The organism is Ruegeria halocynthiae, from assembly GCF_900106805.1.
GTDB lineage: Bacteria > Pseudomonadota > Alphaproteobacteria > Rhodobacterales > Rhodobacteraceae > Ruegeria > Ruegeria halocynthiae.
The window spans coordinates 567,749-590,136 of record NZ_FNNP01000001.1 but is presented as its reverse complement, the minus strand read 5'-3'; the positions used below and the strand labels follow the sequence as shown (position 1 = coordinate 590,136).

At 57.5% G+C, this 22,388-nt stretch carries 17 protein-coding genes; 6 read left to right on the top strand and 11 right to left on the bottom strand.

Features of this window, described 5'->3' with window-relative positions; genetic code table 11:
- Nucleotide 1 precedes the first annotated feature (1 nt).
- Together BLU89_RS03025 and BLU89_RS03020 are read left to right on the top strand one after the other, a co-directional pair.
- Nucleotides 2–1,666, top strand: coding sequence for a tetratricopeptide repeat protein (locus tag BLU89_RS03025; RefSeq protein WP_074734355.1), 1,665 nt, complete (start codon nt 2–4; stop codon nt 1,664–1,666).
- Nucleotides 1,663–2,340, top strand: coding sequence for an SH3 domain-containing protein (locus tag BLU89_RS03020; protein ID WP_074734353.1), 678 nt, complete (start codon nt 1,663–1,665; stop codon nt 2,338–2,340). Before BLU89_RS03025 ends, BLU89_RS03020 begins: the two co-directional genes overlap by 4 nt.
- Here BLU89_RS03020 and mfd read toward each other — a convergent pair.
- Nucleotides 2,337–5,792: a transcription-repair coupling factor gene (mfd, locus tag BLU89_RS03015; RefSeq protein WP_074736343.1), complete on the bottom strand. Its 3,456-nt coding sequence runs from the start codon at nt 5,790–5,792 to the stop codon at nt 2,337–2,339. The two genes, BLU89_RS03020 and mfd, sit on opposite strands and share 4 nt — an antisense overlap.
- 19 nt (nt 5,793–5,811) lie before the next feature.
- A complete protein-coding gene (locus BLU89_RS03010; RefSeq protein ID WP_074734351.1) occupies nt 5,812–6,339 on the bottom strand; it encodes a component of SufBCD complex in 528 nt (175 codons plus the stop codon).
- A gap of 119 nt (nt 6,340–6,458) precedes the next feature.
- Here BLU89_RS03010 and hemB point away from each other — a divergent pair, with 119 nt between their 5' ends.
- The 4 genes from hemB (at nt 6,459) to BLU89_RS02990 (ending at nt 11,310) form a co-directional block, all read left to right on the top strand.
- Entirely contained in the window at nt 6,459–7,457 is a 999-nt protein-coding gene (gene hemB, locus BLU89_RS03005) for a porphobilinogen synthase (RefSeq protein WP_074734349.1), read from the top strand.
- A 143-nt stretch (nt 7,458–7,600) separates the two neighbouring features.
- Nucleotides 7,601–8,176 carry a lipid-binding SYLF domain-containing protein gene (locus BLU89_RS03000; protein WP_074734347.1) on the top strand — a complete coding sequence of 192 codons (576 nt, stop codon included), beginning with the start codon at nt 7,601–7,603 and terminating at the stop codon, nt 8,174–8,176.
- Nucleotides 8,177–8,341: 165 nt separating this feature from the next.
- Nucleotides 8,342–10,804, top strand: a complete 2,463-nt coding sequence (locus BLU89_RS02995) for a penicillin acylase family protein (RefSeq protein ID WP_074734345.1) — start codon at nt 8,342–8,344, stop codon at nt 10,802–10,804.
- Between the two features lie 110 nt (nt 10,805–10,914).
- On the top strand, nt 10,915–11,310 hold the full coding sequence (locus BLU89_RS02990; RefSeq protein ID WP_074734343.1) for a nuclear transport factor 2 family protein: 396 nt from the start codon (nt 10,915–10,917) through the stop codon (nt 11,308–11,310).
- A 33-nt stretch (nt 11,311–11,343) separates the two neighbouring features.
- Here BLU89_RS02990 and BLU89_RS02985 read toward each other — a convergent pair whose 3' ends face one another.
- The 9 genes from BLU89_RS02985 to BLU89_RS02940 all read right to left on the bottom strand — a co-directional run bounded on the left by BLU89_RS02985 (nt 11,344) and on the right by BLU89_RS02940 (nt 22,252).
- The gene (locus BLU89_RS02985; RefSeq protein WP_074736341.1) at nt 11,344–11,637 is read right to left on the bottom strand and encodes a putative quinol monooxygenase; all 294 of its coding nucleotides are present in this window, start codon (nt 11,635–11,637) and stop codon (nt 11,344–11,346) included.
- A 32-nt stretch (nt 11,638–11,669) separates the two neighbouring features.
- The gene (gene hflX, locus BLU89_RS02980; RefSeq protein ID WP_074734341.1) at nt 11,670–12,941 is read right to left on the bottom strand and encodes a GTPase HflX; all 1,272 of its coding nucleotides are present in this window, start codon (nt 12,939–12,941) and stop codon (nt 11,670–11,672) included.
- Nucleotides 12,941–13,180 (bottom strand): RNA chaperone Hfq, encoded by a 240-nt coding sequence (gene hfq / locus BLU89_RS02975; protein ID WP_010440340.1) that lies wholly within the window; start codon nt 13,178–13,180, stop codon nt 12,941–12,943. Before hfq ends, hflX begins: the two co-directional genes overlap by 1 nt.
- A 131-nt stretch (nt 13,181–13,311) precedes the next feature.
- Nucleotides 13,312–14,853: a TrkH family potassium uptake protein gene (locus BLU89_RS02970; protein WP_074734339.1), complete on the bottom strand. Its 1,542-nt coding sequence runs from the start codon at nt 14,851–14,853 to the stop codon at nt 13,312–13,314.
- Nucleotides 14,853–16,229, bottom strand: coding sequence for a Trk system potassium transporter TrkA (gene trkA / locus BLU89_RS02965; RefSeq protein WP_074734337.1), 1,377 nt, complete (start codon nt 16,227–16,229; stop codon nt 14,853–14,855). Before trkA ends, BLU89_RS02970 begins: the two co-directional genes overlap by 1 nt.
- Before the next feature lie 540 nt (nt 16,230–16,769).
- Nucleotides 16,770–17,963 (bottom strand): MFS transporter, encoded by a 1,194-nt coding sequence (locus tag BLU89_RS02955; protein ID WP_074734333.1) that lies wholly within the window; start codon nt 17,961–17,963, stop codon nt 16,770–16,772.
- Between the two features lie 43 nt (nt 17,964–18,006).
- A complete protein-coding gene (locus tag BLU89_RS02950; protein ID WP_074734331.1) occupies nt 18,007–18,594 on the bottom strand; it encodes a helix-turn-helix domain-containing protein in 588 nt (195 codons plus the stop codon).
- 23 nt (nt 18,595–18,617) lie between these two features.
- The gene (ntrX, locus tag BLU89_RS02945; protein ID WP_074734329.1) at nt 18,618–20,027 is read right to left on the bottom strand and encodes a nitrogen assimilation response regulator NtrX; all 1,410 of its coding nucleotides are present in this window, start codon (nt 20,025–20,027) and stop codon (nt 18,618–18,620) included.
- On the bottom strand, nt 20,024–22,252 hold the full coding sequence (locus BLU89_RS02940) for a sensor histidine kinase NtrY-like (protein ID WP_245709693.1): 2,229 nt from the start codon (nt 22,250–22,252) through the stop codon (nt 20,024–20,026). Before BLU89_RS02940 ends, ntrX begins: the two co-directional genes overlap by 4 nt.
- Nucleotides 22,253–22,388: the final 136 nt, after the last annotated feature.

Genomic DNA, 22,388 nt, shown 5'->3' with positions numbered 1-22,388 from the left:
TATGAGCGACTATTATGATCTGGGCACGTATTCCTGTGCCGTTACCACTGCATCACCCGAGGCGCAGCTTTGGTTTAATCGCGGTCTGATATGGACCTATGGTTATAATCATGACGAGGCGGTCGCCTGTTTCCAACGCGCTGCCGAAATTGACCCCGATTGCGCCATGGCCCAATGGGGTGCCGCCTATGCGGCAGGACCGAACTACAACCTGCCATGGGATCTTCGCGATGATCAGGGACAGGCCAAATCATTGGCCATTGCCTATGATGCCACGCAAAAAGCCATTGCCCTTCTGGATAGGTGCACACCGGTTGAGCAAGCACTAATCCGGGCACTACCATCTCGCTATCCGCAGCGTGATCCGGTTAAGGACATGCACGCTTGGGACTATGATTTTGCCGATGCCATGCGTGCAGCATTTGCCGAGCAGCCCGGCGATCTGGATCTGCGTACAATTTATGTTGAGGCATTGATGAACCTCACGCCTTGGCAGATGTGGAATCTGAAAACCGGACAAGTCGCCGAAGGTGCGGCCACGCTTGAAGCGCAACAGACGCTGGAAACGGCGATGGCTGAAGACCCCGCGGCGATGTCACATCCCGGCCTGTTGCACCTCTACGTACATCTGATGGAAATGTCACCGACACCAGAGAAGGCCCTGAAGGCCGGGGATATCCTGCGCACGCTGGTTCCGGATGCGGGGCATCTGGTACATATGCCGACGCATATCGACGTGCTGTGTGGCCATTATCACAACGTCGTCCATTGGAATGAACAGGCGTCAGTCGCTGATTTGAAGTATTACGAGCGCGAGGGCGCGTTCAATATCTACACCGGCTATCGTCAGCACAATTACCACTTTGCAATCTATGGTGCATTGTTTCTGGGCCAGATGGAGCCAGCCTTGCGCGCCAACAAGGGTCTGTGGGACACCACACCCGAGGAGATGCTGCGTACCGAAAGCCCGCCAATGGCGGATTATTTCGAAAGCTATATGTCCATGGGTCCGCATATCTTGATCCGTTTCGGGCGGTGGGAGGAGGCAAAGGTGCTGGAACTTCCCGAAGACCCCGACCTTTACCGCACACTGACCGCAACAACGCATTACGCACGTGCAATCGCATTTGCTGCGACCGGACAGATTCCCGAGGCAGAAGGCGAAGAGAACCTGTTCCTCGCCGCAAAAACCTGCGTGCCCGAGACGCGCCGCCTGCACAATAATCGTGTCATTGATCTGCTTGAAATCGCAGCAGAAATGTTGCGCGGTGAGATCGAGTATCGCAAGGGCAACTACGATATCGCCTATGCCCATCTGCGCCGGTCCGTCGAATTGGATGACACTCTGCCCTATGACGAGCCATGGGGCTGGATGCAGCCCACCCGCCACGCGCTTGGCGCGCTGCTGTTCGAGCAGGGCCATGTCGCTGAGGCCGAGGCGGTCTATCGCGAAGATCTGGGCCTCGGAGGTGACCTCAGCCGCGCGTCGATCCACCCCGACAATGTCTGGAGTCTCAAGGGCCTGCACGATTGCCTGAAAGCCCGAGGAGAAACCATAGAGATCGGGCAGATTCAACAGCGTCTTGAACTGGCACTTGCCCGCGCAGACGGGGTGGTCGGCGCATCCTGTTTCTGTGCCCAAGCCGCGATGAGAGCCGCCGAATGAGAATAGGGCCCTGGGTTCTGGCCCTGCTGCTTTGCGGCCCGGCAATTGCGCAGCGGCAATCGTTTCCGCCTATTGATGAGGCCGAACAGGACCCCTCACTACTGGCCTTCAAGGCCGACTTGCTCAAAAGGATCGCGGCACGTGATACCGAGGCCGTGGTGGCCGCTGCCTGCCCCGATATCTACCTGAGCCATGGCAGCGCTGATGGCCCCGACGCGTTCCGTACAAACCTAACTGTACCACCCGAGTTGCTGGGCGAAGAATTCAGGGATGAGGCCGACGAACTGCGCGAGACCTACTGGGCCGATCTGCAGAATACGCTTTCAAAACCGGGCTATTTTGACGATCAGGGTGAATTCTGGATGCCGTCTCATTGGCGGATCGCCCTGCCCGCCTCGCTTGATCCGTTCACCGCGTATTACGTGTCGGCCGAGCAGGTTTCGCTGCGCCGATCGCCCTCGATCAGCGGCGGAATCGTCGACCTGATCAGCCATGAGGTAGTCATCGTTCCCGATTATCAGTCAGAGGAGCCCTATCAGAAAATTAGGCTGACGGACGGAACCACGGGTTACATGCATAGCGACTTTTTGACCTCCATGGTCGGGTATCGCGCGGCACTGGTGATATCCGACACCGGCGACTGGCAGCTCTGTACCTTTGTAACGGGTGACTAAGCCTTAGCCTTTTTCTTCGCGGCCACAACTTTTTCGGCCAGATCGCGGGCGATTGCGAAGGCTCCCTTGATCTTATCGCTGTCCTTCTTCCAGTCGCGCCGCACAACGATCTTGTTGTCTTTGACCTTTGCCAGCCCGTTTTGATTCTGGATGAATTCCACCAACCCCTGAGGTGAGGCGAATTTATCATTGTGGAACTGGATCGTCGCGCCTTTCGGACCTCCATCCAACTTGGCAATGCCTGCCCGCTTGCACATTGCCTTGATACGCACGACCAACATCAGAGTGTTGACCTCTTTCGGCAAAGAGCCGAAGCGGTCGATTAGTTCAGCGGCAAATCCTTCCAGCTCTACTTTGGTCGAAAGTGACGAGAGACGACGATATAGGCCCAGACGCACGTCCAGATCGGGCACATAATCCTCGGGGATCAAAACTGGTACACCCAGATTAATCTGCGGGGCCCATTGATCGTCGGCATCTGACAGCCCTTCCATCTCGCCGGCTTTGATCTTGGCAATCGCCTCTTCCAGCATCGACTGATAAAGCTCATAACCCACGTCGCGCATCTGGCCGGACTGTTCCTCGCCCAGCAGATTGCCCGCGCCACGAATATCCAAATCCTGTGAGGCCAGCGTAAAACCGGCCCCCAATGTATCCAATGAACCAAGTACGCGCAGACGTTTTTCGGCTGTTGTCGTCAGGCGCGCGCGCGGTTTGGTGGTCAGATAAGCATAGGCCCGAGTTTTCGAGCGCCCCACCCGACCCCGGATTTGATAAAGCTGCGCCAGACCGAACATATCCGCCCGGTGCACGACCATGGTGTTTGCCGTGGGAATATCCAGTCCGCTTTCCACGATCGTTGTAGCCAGAAGCACGTCGTATTTGCCGTCGTAGAACGCGTTCATCCGGTCGTCGAGCTCGCCCGCCGCCATTTGCCCATGCGCCACCATATAGGTCAATTCAGGCAACTGCTCTTTCAGAAACTCCTCAATATCCGGTAGGTCTGATATGCGCGGCACCACGTAAAAGCTCTGACCACCGCGATAATGCTCGCGCAACAGCGCCTCACGGATCGTGACCGCATCGAACTCGCTGACATAGGTGCGGATGGCAAGGCGGTCGATAGGCGGGGTGCCGATGATCGACAGATCACGCACCCCCGTCAGCGACAGTTGCAGCGTCCGAGGGATCGGAGTGGCAGTCAGCGTCAGGACATGAACGTCCGAGCGCATCTGCTTTAACCGTTCCTTGTGTGCCACACCGAAATGTTGCTCCTCGTCGATGATCAACAGACCCAGATTATTGAACCTGACCCCCTTGGCCAACAGCGCATGGGTGCCGATTACAATGTCCACAGTCCCGCGCGCCATCCCGTCACGGGTTTGTTGCGCGTCTTTCGCGGACACAAAGCGTGACAGCTGCCGCACCTCCAACGGAAAGCCCCGGAACCGTTCCTTGAATGAGGCCGCGTGTTGGCGCGCCAACAGCGTGGTTGGCGCAATAACGGCGACCTGCACACCAGACATGGCTGCCACAAAAGCGGCGCGCATGGCGACCTCGGTTTTGCCAAAACCAACATCGCCGCAAATCAGGCGATCCATCGGCGCACCGGAGTGCATGTCTTCCATGACTTCCGATATCGCGCGCAACTGATCGTCGGTCTCCTGATAGGGAAACCGCGCGCTGAACTCTTCCCACGCATGGGTCGGTGGGTCCATGACCGGAGCTTTTCGCAATGCACGTTCGGCGGCGATGCGGATCAACTTGTCCGCCATCTCTCGGATGCGCTCTTTTAGCTTGGCTTTTTTGGCCTGCCATGCGCCGCCACCCAGACGGTCCAACAGCCCTTCATCATGGCCGTATTTCGACAGCAATTCGATGTTTTCGACAGGCAGGTAAAGCTTGGACTGTTCGGCATATTCCAGCAGCAGGCATTCATGCGCGGCCCCCGCAGCCGTAACGACCTCCATCCCCTGATACCGCCCGATGCCGTGGTCAACATGCACCACCAGATCCCCAGGGCTGAGCGACTGCGTTTCGGTTAGGAAGTTCTCGGCCTTGCGGCGTTTCTTCGGTTGGCGGATCAGACGGTCACCCAGAACATCCTGTTCCGAGATCACGGTCAGATTTGGCGCTTCAAACCCGTGTTCCAATGCCCAGACGGCCAGATGCAGGCCGCGCTTGCCAACCCGCGTGCCGTCATTCACAGGGATTGCCTCGGCCAGACCTTCATCTTCGATCAGCCCGGTCAACCGTTCGCGGGCGCCTTCGGAATAAGAAGCGATGAGGACTGGACCCTTGTCCAATTTGTCGGTGATATGCCCCGCCAATGCGCCAAACAGGCTGATGCTTTCCTGCTGACGCTCTGGCGCAAAATTACGCCCAATTCTACCGCCCGCGTCGATCACACCGGGTCCACTGGATTGCGGCAAAGGATTGAATTGCAATACCCTTCGATCGCCCACAGCCTGCTCCCAAGCGGTGTCATCCATGTAGAGTAAACCGGGTGGTGTGGGTTTATAGACGGTATCCATACGCGCCCGGTTTTCGAGTGCCAGCCGCCTGGTTTCGTATTGATCCTCGATGCTGTCCCAGCGCGCCAATCTTGCGGGTGTGACCTGATCGTCCAGCGAGACCGTCGCCCCAGGCAGATAGTCGAACAATGTTTCAAGCTTTTCATGGAAAAAGGACAACCAGTGTTCCATACCCTGTTGCTTACGACCGGCGCTGACCGCCTCGTACAATGGGTCATCGGTCCCCGCGGCGCCGAATTCGATACGATAATTCTGACGGAACCTGGTGATGGCGGCGTCATCCATAATGACCTCGGACACCGGGGCCAGTTCTACCAGGTCAAGCTTTTCTGTAGTCCGCTGGGTCGCAGGATCAAACCGGCGTGCACCATCCAGAACGTCTCCGAAAAAATCCAGTCGAACGGGGCCACTGTCACCCGGGGGAAAAATATCGATTATGCCACCACGAACGGCGTAATCGCCCGGCTCCATCACCGTGGGGCTTTGGGTGAAACCCATCCTCACCAGAAATGCGCGAAGGGCCGCTTCGTCAATGCGCTGATCCACGCGGGCAGTGAACGCAGCCTCGCGCAAAACCTCGCGGGCGGGAACTCTCTGTGTCGCCGCATTCAGGGTTGTCAGCAGAACAAATTGCTGCGGCATCTGATGCACCAGCGCCGCCAGAGTCGCCACACGCGCTGCGGAGATATCAGCATTGGGTGAAACCCGATCGTAGGGCAGACAATCCCATCCGGGGAACACGAATACAGGCATGTCCGGGGCGAAAAATGTCAATGCAGCCCGCATCGCCTCCATCCGCTTGTCATCGCGGGCGATATGGCAAACCGGGCCACCCGAGCGGGCGATCTCATTCAAGACCAGCTGTGCGTCAAACCCCTCGGGGGCGCCGCCGACTGTTACGTGGTTCGGAGCCTTCATTGTCTCGCCTTTTTTGATTTCACCAGCCCAGCACACCGACTGTAAAGTTCTGATACATTCCCCAAAACGCTGTGACCAGAATGGCAAACATGCCGATAATCTGCGTAAAGACCCGACAGCGTGTCAGCGTTTTGGATACCGTCTCCAACGTTGCCTCTTGTCGTCGCAGCCGCCTTGCAGCCGAAATGTTGACCAGCATCACGAAACAAGCCGGAAACAGCAGCAGAAAAATAGCTTGGGCGAATTCCACTCCGTAAAAGAAGCCCAGTATCGCCAGCCCCGAAAAGACAAAGCAACACACGGCCATGATGATCAGCCCTGAAGTATCAACAATGTATAACAATCTGTTCGAGTTGATCCTCACAATGTCCAGCAGATCTTGTTCCGACTGGCCACCAACCCGACGTGCGCGCGTAACAAGGTCATAGGGGACGCCCATCACCCAGTGGCTGACCGATGACCACATAACAGCCAAAGCGATCCAATACCAAAGATTCGAAAAGCTTCGCATGTCGATGTGTTCGAATATCGAAGAGTATATGTCCAAGCGTCTGCCCTTTATTACTGTCCGCAGGGACTCTCATCGCAGCGATGCGTCCATTGTTACCCTTGAGACCACCCGGAATTCATGCCACCCAATGCGCAATTGTTCAAGGAGAGTGCGCCATGAAACCGACCATCGCCCCTTATCCCCGGACACGGTTCCGCCGGACCCGTCAATCCGAGGCGGTCCGTGGACTGGTACGCGAGAACTTTCTGACCGTGGATGATTTCATCTGGCCTGTTTTTGTCCGCGATGGTGAGGGCATCGAAGAGCCCGTCCCCTCGATGCCCGGTGTCGTGCGCCGTTCGGTCGATATGATCGCCAAGGCCGCCGTTGAGGCGCAGGCTCTTGGCATCCCGGCGATTTGCATCTTTCCTTACACCGATCCCAGCCTGAAGACCGAGGATTGCGCCGAAGCCTGGAACCCCGACAACCTGTCGAACCGCGCCACTCGCGCGGTCAAGGCCGCCGCGCCGGACATTGCGGTGATGACAGATGTGGCGCTTGATCCCTATAATATCAACGGCCATGACGGCTATGTGGTCGACGGTGAAATCGTGAATGACCAGACGGTCGAAGCGCTAGTTAAGATGACGTTGGCGCAAGCCGAGGCCGGGGCCGACATCATCGGCCCTTCTGACATGATGGACGGCCGCATCGGGGCAATGCGCCACGCACTTGAGGCCGCGGGGCATCACAATGTCATGATCCTGAGCTATGCCGCCAAATACGCCAGCGCCTTCTATGGCCCGTTCCGCGATGCCGTCGGAGCCTCTGGTGCGCTGTCGGGTGACAAAAAGACCTATCAGATGGACCCTGCGAACTCGAACGAGGCTCTGCGCCTGATCGAACGTGACCTGACCGAGGGCGCAGATATGGTCATGATCAAACCCGGAATGCCCTATCTGGATATCTGCCGCCGGGTTAAGGACACTTTTGGCGCGCCGACCTACGCGTATCAGGTATCGGGCGAATATGCGATGATCCAGGCCGCCGCCCAGAACGGCTGGATTGATGGAAAAAAGGTGATGCTTGAAAGTCTGCTGGCATTCAAACGCGCGGGCTGCGACGGCATTCTGACCTACTTTGCCCCCGAGGCCGCACGCATACTACAGAGCTAACACCGCAGTTTGTCGCAATTTTTCGCCGATTTGCTGCGCTTGCAGCGTAGCTTTCCCGTGACAGGCGGGCGCAATCGGCGTATTCTTGCAAACAAGATCGGGACTACCCGACATTTCAGGCACATATACAGAGACAGAGAAACATGAGCAGTTCAATCTCCCCCCGACTCAGCCGTCGCGGTTTTACTTTTGGCATGGCAGGACTGACGCTGACAGCCGCCTGCAGCAACGGCGTCGGTAATTCCAATGCGGTGGCGCTCGATGCCCGTGTTGATGCGACGCTAAATGAAATGTACAGCAAGTACCCCAATACCGTTGATATCGCCAACAAAGCCAACGGGATGCTGGTCATGCCGTTGATCACCGATGCCGGGTTAATCTTCTTTGGCGGTGCCTATGGTCAGGGTGCACTGCGTATTCAGGGTGCAACGGTAGATTACTATTCGGCCATCTCCGGCACGGCGGGCCTACAGATCGGCGCACAACAATATGCGCATGTTCTTTTCTTCATGACCGAGGATGCGCTGAATGACTTCCGTCGATCCAGCGGTTGGACCGCAGGCGCCGATATCGGGTATGTCGTTGACGCAACCGGCGAGTCGCTTTCGACTGATACCAATCAACTGGGCAAACCCGTGCTGGCGGCGGTCTTCGGGCAAGCGGGCTTGAAATTCGGTGCCACCATCGAAGGCACCAAATACACGCGCATTATCCCCTGATCTGCAAAATACCACCCTCCCCCCTCTAACGAGCCCTGCTACATCTTGTGGCAGGGCTCAGAGTTTTGGTGAATTTGCACAATTTCAGGTAGCATTTCTCTTTCGATCCGGCAGGGGTTCCAGTAATCTCCGCGTGAACGAATACACTGATTTCTCGGGGGACAGATGGGTCTGGTTTTTCGCTGGCTGGTGAGAATTACAACGAGCCTGATCCTGCTTGCGGTCGCCGCCGTCGGGCTGATCTATTTTCTGGCAAGCCAATCCTTACCCGAATACAATCAAACTCTCGACGTCGAAGGGGTATCTGCCCCGGTCGAAATCATTCGCGATACCGCAAATGTGCCGCATATCCTGGGCCAGTCCGACCCCGATGTGTTCTTTGGCCTTGGATATGCACACGCACAGGACCGGCTGTGGCAGATGACTGTTCTGCGTCGCACCGTGCAGGGCCGCTTGTCCGAAGTGTTTGGGCAACGCACGGTACATATCGACAAATTACTGCGGCGGCTTGATCTCTACGGTCTTGCCCATCGCTCGGTCGATGTGCAGGACGAGTACACCATGGCGGCGTTGCGGGCCTACTCCAATGGTATCAACGCCCGCCTGACCGAGATAAATGAACAAGCACTTGGACGCGGCGCGCCAGAAATGTTTCTGTTCAACGCTCCGGTCCCTCCTTGGCAGCCAGGCGACAGCGTTGCCATCATCAAACTGATGAGCCTGCAGCTATCCGGTCATCTCGAAGATGAGGTGCTGCGCGCGCGTACCTCTTTGATGTTGGAAGACCCTGCGCTGCTGGCCGATATACTGCCCGACGTGCCCGGCTCCGGAATCGCCGCCCTGCCCGAATACGCCGCGCTGTTTCCGAACTTGCCCCGCTATGCCCGGGGTACGCCCTTGTCCGAAACGCCATTGTCACCGTTTCCCGAACGCGGATTGGCCGGGGCGTCAAACGCATGGACTGCGGCACCGTCCCGCTCTGCCAGCGGCGGTACGTTGCTGGCCAACGATCCACATCTGGGTTTCACAGCGCCGGGCATCTGGTATCTGGCGCGACTGGAGCTGGCCAGTGGCGGCGTGATCGGCGCAACCATTCCCGGCGTTCCCGCCATTTCTGCGGGACGCAGCGACCGTTTAGGATGGGGGTTGACCTCGTCTTATTTGGACGATCAGGACGTTCATATCGAACAGCTGAACCCAGACAATCCCGAAGAATATTTGACGCCAGATGGCTACAAACGATTCCAGACCCGCCCTTCGATCATCGAGATCAAGGACGCAGCCCCAATCACCCTGACCCTGCGCTGGACCGATAACGGACCCGTTCTGCCGGGCACTCACTATGATCTGGGAACCATCACCCCCCCGGGCCATGTGGCCTCATTGTCCTGGAGCGCGCTGAGCCCGCGTGACACTTCAATGAGCGCATCTCTGGCATTGATGAATGCCGATACAGTGCGACAGGCGATTGATCTGGCTGAGGATTTCATCGCTCCGTCCCAGAACCTGTCACTGGTCGATGAGAACACGATTGGCCTGAAACTTGTCGGTGCCATGCCTCGACGAGACCTGAACAACCAAAGCAGGGGGCGCATCCCAACCCCCGGCTGGCTGGACCGGAACCGCTGGCAAGGCCGCCTGCCGTATGCGGACAATCCAGAATTTGTGGCACCGGTCGGAGGGGTGCTGGGCAATACCAACAACAAGATCATTGATCGTCCGTTCCCCCGGCATGTGTCCTACGAATGGGGCGACACGCAGCGGGTCCACCGCTGGGAGCGCCTGATGCAATCGCGTGAGGTACATACCCGCGACAGCTTCATCGAGGCACAGCTGGATACCGTCAGTTACACCGCACGATCCCTGCTGCCCCTGATCGGAGCCGATCTCTGGTTCACCGGAGAGGCCGCACCCGAAGGCACCCCGGAACGTCAACGCCAGATCGCGCTGGACCTGCTTGCCAACTGGAACGGTGAGATGAATGAACATCTGCCCGAGCCCCTGATCTACGCCGCATGGCTGCGTGCGCTGCAAATCCGCCTGACCTCGGATGAGCTCGGGCCGTTGGCGGCGGAATACAAACATGTCGAACCACTGTTCATCGAACGCGTTTACCGCGATATCGACGGCGCATCGGTCTGGTGCGACGTGCGACAGAGTGCCCCTGCCGAAACCTGCACCGACATGGCGCGACTGGCGCTTGACGACGCGATCATCTGGATTTCGGAACGATATGGCACTGCGCTGGAATCTCTGCGTTGGGGCGACGCGCATCAGGCCACCCATGATCACCCGGTACTGGGCGAGGTCCCAGTGCTGCGTTTCTTTGTGAACATACGACAATCGACCAGCGGCGGAGACAACACCCTGCTGCGCGGGCGCACCTCAGGCGAAGGGCCGGATCCGTTTCAGAACGTGCACGGCGCGGGTTATCGTGGGGTCTATGACTTCGCCGATCCCGACAGCTCGGTCTTCATTACCGCAACCGGTCAATCCGGCCACTTCCTGTCACGCTATTATGATGATCAGGCGCAGCTTTGGCGGCGTGGAGAATATATCCCGATGTCGCTGGACATCGGGCTGGCCCGCGCTGCCTCGGTTGGGGTGACGGTGCTAAACCCGCGCTAAGATCTACCCCTTCGGCAATTCCCCGCCCCTTTCAAGACATCGCGTGGACGCGGGTCTTTGTCTTCGCCTAAAATCATCGGGCAGCCACATTGGCATAAAGGGGGAAATGCATGGGCAGCATTCGCGATACATTGAACAACCTCGCCCGCGACTATGCCATCGCCTGGAGTTCGGGCGACGCCGACGCTGTGGCCGGATTCTTTGCGCCCGAAGGGCTGATCAGCGTCAATCGGGGCGAACCATTACAGGGTCACGCTGCCATTGCCGGGATGGTACGGGGTCTTTATTCTGAGTTCCCCGATCTTGAAGTCCGTTGCGACATGATGCGATGGGCAGGACCCCATGCATTATTTGTCCGAACGCTGGAAGGGCACCATGCCAGAACCGGGAACCCGGTCGTTACACGTGGCTGGGAACAGTGGGAACTGACCTCCGACAACAAAATCCAATCTGCATCCGAGTGGTTTGATGCGGCAGAGCAACAGCGTCAGATTGACGGGGCATGACAACAGCTGCTGTCCACTGCAGCAGATCTGTTTCTAACCTTTGGTAATGGAATATTCGCGCGGGAGACCCTGCGTGATCTGATACCAATCCGATGCGCGCGTTCGCTTCTGGTGTGAATCGAATGCGGCTTGGTTTGTGAACAGCTCCGCAACGTTGAAGCGCCCCGGATGATCACCGTCTTCGACCACCTCGAAGGAAATGCAGCCCTGTTCCGCGCGTGTCAGTGCGATATGTTCCGGCAATGCGTTGCGGACTTCTTCAAGCCTGTCGGCTGGAACCGTGATAAACCCGTTCAGGTGGACTTTTGCATTGTCGTGATGCGCCATCGCCAGCTCCTTGTCATCAAACCACGCACTGATCAAAGCGCTGCGAACTTCGACGCCTGCTTGTCCGTCCACAGAACAGTGATTTCGAATCCCTGCTCGGTTTGTTCTTCCTCACGCACCACGTCCTGACGGTACAGCCAGGCGCGCTTGTCACCTTCGGTAAAACCAAGTGTCAGTTTGGCTTGATTCCGGGTGCCCTGCAGAACTTTCGCAATCTCGTTCAACAGGGGCTCAACCCCCTCGCCCGTCACTGCCGAGATAGCAAAAATGGCCGGATCGCGATCCGCCCGCGCCAGTGTCGCGTCGCGGTCTTCCGGGCTCAGAAGGTCGATCTTGTTCCAGACCTCAAGTCGGGGGCGATCATCCTCGACGCCTAACGAAGTCAAGATCGTCTCGACATCTTGTGCTTGTGCCTCAGAATCTTCGTGGCTGATGTCACGCACATGTACGATCAGGTCAGCGCCCAGAACTTCTTCCAATGTGGCGCGGAAGGAAGCAACCAGTTCCGTTGGCAGGTTCGAAATGAAACCCACCGTATCCGACAGGATTACCTCGGGTCCGTCGGGCAGTTCGACACGTCGCATAGTCGGGTCCAGCGTGGCAAACAGCATGTCCTTTGCCATCACTTCAGCCCCGGTCAGGCTGTTGAACAGAGTGGATTTACCTGCGTTGGTATACCCGACCAAGGCGACAATCGGATATGGCACCTTGGCGCGCGCGGCGCGGTGCAATGTGCGTGTCTTGACCACCTTCTGCAATTGGCGGCGTAAACGCACCAGTTGTTCATCAATCGCACGACGGTCAGCCTCGATCTGGGTTTCCCCTGGTCCACCAACAAACCCCAGCCCACCGCGTTGCCGTTCGAGGTGGGTCCAAGCCCGCACCAATCGCGTACGCTGATAGCTGAGCGCCGCCATCTCGACCTGCAACACACCTTCCCGGGTGCGTGCGCGGTCGCTGAAAATCTCCAATATCAGCCCGGTTCGGTCGAGGATTTTGACCTTCCATGCCTTTTCAAGGTTGCGTTGCTGCACCGGTGTCACCGGTCCGTCGATCAGAACCAGCTCGACCTCGTTCTCTCGAAATCGTTCGCCCAGTTCCTCGATCTTGCCGCTGCCGAACAGAAAACCGGCTTGCGCGCGCGGAAGGCGTACGACTTCCGAACCGATCACATCCAGATCGGGCAACGCGGCAGCCAGTGCAACCGCCTCGTCCAGCGCTGGTTCAGGAACGCGGCGCTGTTCATCTGACTTGATTTCCGGATGCAACACCCAAGCCCGGGTGTGCGTCCTGTCATGTTCCATCAAGAGGCGTCTTCGCCCTCATACAGGCTGATCGGTTGCGACGGCATGATGGTCGAAATCGCGTGTTTGTAGACCAGCTGCGACTGTCCGTCGCGGCGCAGCAATACACAGAAATTGTCAAACCAGGTGATTACACCCTGCAATTTCACGCCGTTGATCAGGAATATCGTGACCGGGACCTTTGCTTTACGTACATTGTTCAGGAACGCGTCCTGCAGATTCTGTCTGTCCGAAGCCATATTTTGTTAACTCGCCATTGTTCTTGCTACGCGCTGCGGACCAACGCGCTCCCTCTGGCTGAGTATGGAGTGCTGTGAACAGATATTCCAGATGAAAAATCAGGCAGTAACGCCAGCAGCTTTCCGTAAGGTCAATCGCGCCACAGCGTTGGCGTGATCAGCGCAACGATCGCCAGCGTTTCCAACCGTCCGATCACCATCGCTGCGCAGACAGTCAGTTTGGCCGCACCGGATAAATCAATCAGGCGGATGGGCACATCTGTGGCCAACTCAATAAGCGGTCCGGTCGTGCTCAGCGCAGCAACGCTCAGCACCATCGCCTGCTCAAACCCAACACCCATCGCTGCCAGTAGCAGATCGAACAAAGCCAGCGTAAGGGCGAACATCATCAGGAAGATCCAGGCGATGAAGGCCCCGTCGCTTCGGATACGGCGGCTACCACCGCCCTCGCCGCTGACGGAGGAAGGATAGATCAGCCGGTCGATCTCACGCTTACCATTGAGGTATAGCGCAAAGACACGCAGCAGTTTTACCCCCCCTGCAGTGGTGGCCACACCGCCGCCGATCAGGGCCAGCCCCATCAGGATCAGACCGGGCGTCCCGAGGCCAGACAATTGCTGCGCATCGTTCCAGTTGGCGCTTTCAAACCCGGCGGTGGTCAGGAAAGACATCACGGTGAACACCATGCCCCATGCCACATGCAATGCCTGTGCAATCTCGATCTGGATGCCAAGCTCTGCCGTTCCCGCCAGAACGCGGATAAACAGCATTGCCGCAACCACCAGCACGATGAAGAGACCGATCCGGAACTCGGGGTCTTTGTCCAACCGGGAATAGCCCGAGGTTGCCGTATCAGTCGAAAAGGTCAGCCGCGACAGGGCGAAGAACAGGAACAGGAACAGGATCGCTTCACCGGTGATGCCCGCGGTCGAGCCTTCCAGCCCACCAACTGGCGAGATACCGGAGGTCGCCATCACCGACATCGCATGGCACACGGCGGTCAGCCCCTGCTCGCCCGCGATCAGAAGCAAAATCCAAATCACCCCCGTCAGACCCGCATAGACCGGCGTCAAAGTGCTTGATACCCGGATCAGATGACCGCGCGGGTCCGCCCGTTCGCTTTGTGCCACGCCCGAGACCGGACGACCTGGTTGCCCTCTGGTTGTTACCTCAAAACCGCCCAACGACAATGGTGCAAGGATCGCAGCAGCCGAAATCCACATGAGCAGACCTCCCATCCAGCCAACCAATGCACGCCACAAATGCAGTGGCGCCGACAGGCGTGCGGGATCGGGGAACAGATCGGCTCCAGTCGTGGTCAGCGCACTGACCATATCGAAATACGCGTTCAGGAAACTGGTCGTCCCCAGTGCATCATGGAATGGTATGGCGAGGAATATCGGCAATATAGTGAAGGCCGCCAGCAACACGGCCAACTGACCAAGCGTTCCGCGCCTTGGATTTCGGTTCGACATTGCCAACGCGATGATCGAAACCGCGAAAACACCCAGCAACCCTGAATAAAAGAAGGATCGCGACGTATCGTGATCATCAAGCGCCAGCGCATACACTGCCGGTATCCACATCGACAGCGAGACAATCCCCCAGATCATCAGCAACAGCGGCAGCCGCCGCATTACCCCAATCCGTTGCTGTCCGCGCACCTGCACCATCAGAAGAAATCGATCGAAACCTGCATCAGGCGCTCGACCTCGGGTACATCCTTGGTCATCGCAAAGATCGCAACGACGTCTTTCTCGTCAATGCGCAGGCTGCCGGTCGGACGTATGACCTCGTCGCCTTTGCGTACGGCTCCGACTAGAACTCCTTCAGGAAACCCGATGTCACGCAACCTCTGCCCCGCCATGGGTGAGGTCGAGAGCACTTCGGCCTCGATCACTTCGGCTTCGGCGTCGCCAATGGAATAGACCTGTCGAACACGCCCGTGACGGATATGGCGCAGGATCGAACTGACGGTTGTGGCGCGCGGATTGATATAGGCATCGATGCCCAGCGGACCCATCAGGGCGACCATGCTGGGGTCGTTGATCAAGGCGATGGCCAGAGCGCAGCCATCGCCCTTGGCACGCACCGCAGCCAACATATTTGTACGATCATCATCCGTGACCGCCAGCATCGCATCGGCCCGTTCGATGCCTGCCTCGCTCAGTAGCGAGGAATCCAAACCATCCCCGTTCAAAACGATCGTACGCTCAAGCGCTTCGGCTGCAATTTCTGCACATCGTCGGTCGCGCTCGATGATCTTGGCGCGCACCCGGCTTTCACGCTCTTCCAGCGTGCGGGCGACTTCCAGCCCGACATTGCCGCCGCCAACGATAACCACGCGATCCTGCTTGCGCTGCGCTTTGCCAAACACTTCCATCGTGCGGTCGACGTCTTTCACATTGGTGAAAACGTAGCATTCATCGCCGACAAACAGCTGATCCTCGGATTCAGGCGCGAACAGAGTACCGTCACGCCGAACACCGACTACAATCGAACTGAGCGTCGAAAACAGATCGGTCAACTGGCGCAGCGGTGTGTTAACGACGGGGCAATCCTCTTCTACGCGAATGCCAAGAAGCTGCGCTTTGCCGTCCATGAAAATTTCGGTGTCAAAAGCCGAAGGCGCCGACAACCGACGCATAGCGGCAGCCGCGACCTCGCGCTCGGGGCTAATCACGACGTCGATGGGCAGATGGTCACGGCGATAAAGATCCGAGTGAATCGCCTCAAGATAGGATTTCGACCGAAGGCGTGCGATTTTGCGTTGGATCGAGAACACTGAATGGGCCATCTGACAGGTGACCATATTCACCTCATCTGAATGGGTTGCGGCGATGATCATGTCAGCGTCCCGTGCCCCTGCGCGTTCCAGCACATCCGGATAGCTGGCAAACCCGGCGATCCCCTGCACATCCAACGTCTCGGTCGCGCGACGCACCAGATCAGGGTTGTTATCGACCACAGTCACATCGTTCAACTCGCCCGAAAGGTGACGCGCAATCTGCCAGCCCACCTGACCGGCACCGCATATGATGACCTTCATGCTCTTGGCCTTTCTGCCTGAAATCTTTGAATGACAGATGCCCCTAAAGCGGTCAATTGAATTGTCATGCTTCCAAAGCTGCGCCAAAGTAAGTGTATGAAAACAGTTCTACCCGCCCTGGTTTGCCTGCTGACACTCTCGGCCTGTGGCCCGCTTTCACTGTATTATCGCGAGGGCGAGAGCGTTTCGCGTATGCAGACCGAGACAACGAATTGTCAGGTGCAGGCCCTCAGGGACGCGCCGGTCGCTAATCAGGTTCGGCAGAGCCCGCCGACCTACTGGCCCGGGCGCACATATTGTGATGGCCGGGGGCGTTGTTATCGCAACCCCGGGTGGTGGCAACCGGGGCGTGTTTATACCGTAGACGTCAATCAGGGTCTAAGAAGCAAAGTCGAAGCACAGTGCATGGCCCAGAAAGGTTATCGCCCGGTCAGCCTTCCGCCCTGCAAACAGGGCGTCAAATCGCGGGTAGCACCGACGCGCACCACGACGTTCCCACCGTTGAGCACCGAATCCTGCTTTGTGAAATTCGATGATGGGTCATTTCAAATCATTACTCCCGGGCAATCCGGTTGATTTGCGGCGCTTCGCCAGCGCTAGGTGAACAAGTATCGCGATGCCGTAAAATGCGGCCACGGCCACAAACATGCTGGCCTCATTTGCGCCCATAAGTATCGCCAGCAATACTGGCGCACCCAACAGATTTCCGGCATTTCCCATCTGAGCCATTGCGCCATAACTGAGCGCTTGGGTCTCGGCGGTGTCATTTAACTCGGGAACAGCAGCGAAACTGCCGCCCTGAACAAGCCCAAGAACCGCAAACAACGCAATACACCCGAAGGCGAGCGGCGCCCCCAGAAACAGCGCAATAATCGTAATAATACCCAGTGCGAACCCCAGATTGACGACACTGATGCAGGATAGCACGGTCAGAAGAAACGGGACCAACAGCCAAGACAACACGATCCCTGCCAATGGCATCAGCGCAGCGATTGATGCACCCTGCCCCTCGGGCAAGCGCCCCGGTAGAATCGCCAAAAGCGAGACGAAGGTCAGTGTGTAGAAGAACCAGCCGATCGCTGGCGCTGAGATGAATGGCGAGCGATAGGTTCTGAGATGTACGCCAAGAAAAGCGGTTAAACCCCAGCCCATGTCGTCGGGCTGGTCGATGTCGATCTTCAGTTTGCTGAGCGCAACCAGTATGGCAATCACCAACATCAATCCACCATGCAGGGCAAAATACGCGGGCAATCCGTAGTGATTGACAATTGGCAGCCCCAACCAGGCATTCAGCGCGAAGGCGACGCCGAAAAACGTGCTCCACAGCACCATGGCGTTATACCGCGCGCGTCCAGTTGTGATCTGAGCAATCAGTGTCGGCGCAGCTACCACAATCGCAAGATGGGACAGCCCTTCGATCACCCGGCTGAGCAACATCAGTTGGAACCCCGGCAGGTTCGCCTGTAAAAAGGACAATGCACCCCCAAGGAACAAACCCGACAAAAGCAGACGTTTCGGCCCAATCCTTGCGGTGAATGCCCCGGATATCGCACCCAGTGCTGCTCCCATCAGGCTGATTATCGATAACAGCCAGCCAATCACCGCCGCATGATCGGGATACAGCAAGCCAATATCAGCGAACGGAACGGCGATTTTGGCGAATTGGGTCGCAGCCCCAAGGCCTGCGAACCAGATCAGTATAACTTGCAGAAATATGCGGAAAGAGTCGCTCATGACCCCGGTTTATCGCGACCACCGCAACAGCGGAACGCATAAATTATGCGGCACCCTCTCGCCGCCCGCTGACCAGACGAACCGGGGTGCCATCCGAAAGGTACAGCCGCTCCCAAACAATCTGCCCGGCGCTGATCCTGATCTGGTCATGTACGGCCTCTGAGGTCAGAAAAGCCTTGGGCGAAGGCGCGTGCAGATCCCACCAGCCATCTTGTTGGAGTTCCGCTTCGGCCTGCCGGATCTCATCCGTGGCAAATTGCCAGAGCGATACGCCCAGCAACGCGTTCTGAGAGGTTTTCCAATCCCGCGCACGGCTGGCCGAATAGGCAAGGCAGGTGTGTGTGACTTCTTCAACAAGGTGGAGGCACTCGGACGAATTCACCACCAGCCGTTTCAGCCCGGAATCCTGAACCCTGACCGGGCCGAGGGCGGAAAAGACCGCCTGCTGAACATGCGCCGAGGGTATCTGAGTGCCATTTTCCCAACGAGAAATCGTGGTCTGATCGACCTCCAACAAATCAGCAAGGGCGGATTGCTTCAACCCGACCGACCGGCGCAAACGCTTCAGCCTTTTCCCAAAAGCCGGGAAGCCAACGGAAACGGCTTTGGTCTTCGCATTCCTTACGGTCATTGAGGCAATTCTCGTTGCTTAAATCACTCAGCGGGTTCAGGCTCATCAATCTGCGCCACACGTGCGCCCGATTTGTTTGACGTCACTACGCCCAAGGACTTGAGCTTGCGATGCAAAGCGCTGCGCTCCATGCCGACAAAGCTGGCAGTACGACTGATATTGCCGCCAAACCGATTGATCTGGGTCAGTAGATACTCACGCTCAAACGCTTCGCGGGCCTCGCGCAGCGGCAGCGTTGCCAGCGCACCAGACAGAACCACCCGCCCGGATTCATCGGCTTTCTCTTCTTCATTGGGCAGTTCGCGCGCCTCGATCGGGCCGGTGCTGTCCCCAAGGATCAGCACTCGTTCGATCAGGTTCTTGAGTTGGCGCACATTGCCCGGCCAAGTCATCGTTTGCAGCAGCGCTACAGCCTCATCCGAAAGCTCACGCACCAGCAGGCCCTGCGTTTCGTTGCAGACTTCGATGAAATGTTGTGCCAGAACCGGGATATCCTCGCGCCGTTCTTCCAGCGAAGGTACGGCAATCGGCACCACGTTCAGCCGGTGATAAAGTTCTTCACGGAACCGATCGGCTGCAATTTCAACCTCCAGATCACGGTTGGTCGAAGAGATAACGCGCAGATCAACCCTTACTTTGTCGGAACCTCCGACGCGCTGGAATTGCTGATCGACCAGCACACGCAATATCTTGGATTGCGTTCCCAGCGGCATATCCGCGACTTCATCGAAGTACACAACGCCGCCATGCGCCTCTTCCAGCAGACCCGACTCGACACCTCGTTCAGAGGATTCGCGTCCGAACAGAACCTCTTCGACCCGCTCAGGCTCAACCCCGGCACAGTTCACAGTGACAAACGGGGCATTGGCGCGATTGGAATGGGCATGGATGTATCGCGCAGCGATTTCCTTGCCCGATCCCGCAGGTCCGCTCAGCATGACCCGACCATTGGATTTGGTCACTTTGTCCAACTGGCCTTGCATTGCCCGGAACGAAGCCGACTTACCAATCATATCCGAACAGCTGACTTCCTGCCGTTTCAACGAGGCATTCTCGCGGCGCAAGCGCGAAGTTTCCATCGCGCGGCGGATCACCACCATCAGCTGATCTATATTAAAAGGCTTTTCAATAAAGTCGTAAGCACCTTGCTTGATGGCAGCCACTGCAATCTCGATATTGCCATGGCCAGAAATGATCACCACCGGCACATCCGGGTTATCTCTCTTCACCGTTTTCAGGATGTCGATCCCGTCCATACGGCTGTCCTTAAGCCAAATATCCAGAATCAACAGCCCCGGAGGTTCGGCATTGATCGACGACATACACTCATCCGAGTTTGCCGCCAGCCGGGTGGAATAGCCTTCGTCCTCTAGAATATCGGACACCAGTTCGCGAATATCGCGTTCGTCATCTACGATCAGAATGTCGCTCATCTTTGGCCTGCTTTCAGTTTGTTGGTTTTATTCGCCTGTTTTACCAGCGCATCTGTCGGGCCGCCTGAGGCCCCAGCGAGACGAATGACAGCCATTGCGCCGAAATGGTTCTGTCCGTCAAAGACGGGCGCGTCTTCTAATGTCAGCGCTCCGCCATGTTCTTCGATGATCTTTTTGACGATGGGCAAGCCAAGGCCGGTACCCTCGTCGCGCGTGGTTACATACGGCTCAAACAACCGCGCCCGATCCTCGGGCAGGCCGATACCGTTGTCGGCAATGGTAATTTGCGTTCCTCCCGCATCATCGCTGGATACCGCGACTTTGATCTGAGGCTTCAGATTGTCAGGTGCGCCCTTTTCTTTCAGGGTTTCAATGGCCTCGCCCGCGTTCTTGATCAAATTCGTCAGGGCCTGGCTCAACATGGTCGAATCCACATCTGCCAGAATAGGTTGTTCCGGAAGGTCAGCATCTATCTGAACTTCGGGCTGACCAGCCTGTTGTAACAACACAGCCTCGCGAACCAGTGTAACGATATTTTCTTCGCGCCGTTCCGGCTCCGGCATCCGCGCGAATTTCGAGAACTCGTCCACGATCCGCCGCAGATCATTGGTCTGACGTACGATCACATCGGTCATCGATTCCAGGCTGGTGCAGTCTTCTTCATCCAGCTTGCGCGAGAACTTGCGCTTAATCCGCTCAGCGCTCAACTGGATCGGGGTCAACGGGTTCTTGATCTCATGCGCAATACGGCGGGCTACATCACCCCAAGCTGCCATTCGCTGTGCACTGACCAGATCGGTCACGTCGTCAAAGGCGACCACGTAGCCCTCCAACCCACCGTCCTCACCACGCCGCGTGGCCATGCGTACCAGCAAATTCTCTAATTGGCCCTTTCGGGTAACTTTCACTTCGCCTTGTACCGCCTCTTGGCCACTGTCCTTGAGCGTTTCAAACAATGGCAAAAACTCGGGCACGGCTATGCCTATCGCGAGATGATGCTCACCACCGGACCAACCCAACAGGCGTTCCGCGGATCGGTTCACGAAAGTCACGCACCCTTCGGAATCAACACCCACAACCCCGGATGTCACCGAACTGAGCACCGAATCGAACAACCGCCGCCGACGCTCGATCTGGCGCGTGTTCTCCAGCAGGGTATCGCGCTGTCCCTTCAACTGGCGGGTCATCTGGTTGAAGTATCGGCCCAGCATCGCGATCTCGTCATCGCTGGCCTCTTCGATGACCTGAACACCCAAATCCCCGGCTCCAACGCGCTGCGCGGCCGTCGTTAGTCGCCCCACAGGGCGTGACAACCGCTCGGCGAACCACATACCCAGCGACATTGCGGCAAGGATCAAGATCACCGCAAATCCAAGGTATAAAAGACCGAACTCGAACAGCACCCTACCCCGCTCGCTTTCGAGCTGACTATAAAACTGCGCGGTTTCCTTAGTCTCATCCAACAAGGTCAGAAGCTGCCCATCAACTTCGCGGCTGACATAGAGATATCGATCCAGATAAGCCTGCAACGGTACCAGAGCACGAAACTCGCTATTTTCCCAATCCGCAATGATAGCCACACCTTGATCGCTGGCTTCGACTAACTCTTCGGGGGTTGGTGCCTCATAGTCGAACAGGTAAGACCGATCCCCCCGGGATCGTATTTCTGCACTGCCATCAATCACATAAGCTTCGCGCAGACCGCGCTGAATCTGCGCTTGTCCCTGCGCAAGAACCTCACGCAGCTCGGCATCCGAGATGAAATAATCCAGCGAGCGCGCGTTATCGAGGAAACGCGCCAGAACAACCGCATCCTGTGTCAAACCCTCGCGGTGTTCTTGCTCATAGGCTTCGGCGGCCGTCAGAGAGGACCCGACGACCTGTCGAACCCGATCCGAGAACCAGCCTTCAAGGCCAATATTTACCGTGAGCCCGGCGAAGATCGCCACCGTAACGGTCGGCACCAGAGCCAACAGCGTAAACGCGCCAATCAGGCGCAGGTGTAGCCGAGAGCCTGCCGACTTTGCGCGCCGGGCGGCAATCAGGCTGAATAATTGCCCCAGCACCAGCGCGGCCACAACCAGTACATAAACCAGATCAGCTAACAGAATCAGCCGCAGCGTTGGCGCTGCCGCGCCAAGATCAAAAGGACCGATGACCAGATACGTCGCAAGTGCCAGAATGGGGCCCAGGATGACCAGACCCAATGTACTGAAATTGCGCATCCTCCGGGACTTGCGCCACCGGTTGATCGATAGGATCGGCCCGCTCTGTGCCCGAGTTGCCACCGTCTGCCCTCATTCTGATGTGCTGCTTGCGCAGCTGACCGCCATATGTCGTGGTCGTTCCCGAGCGCGAACC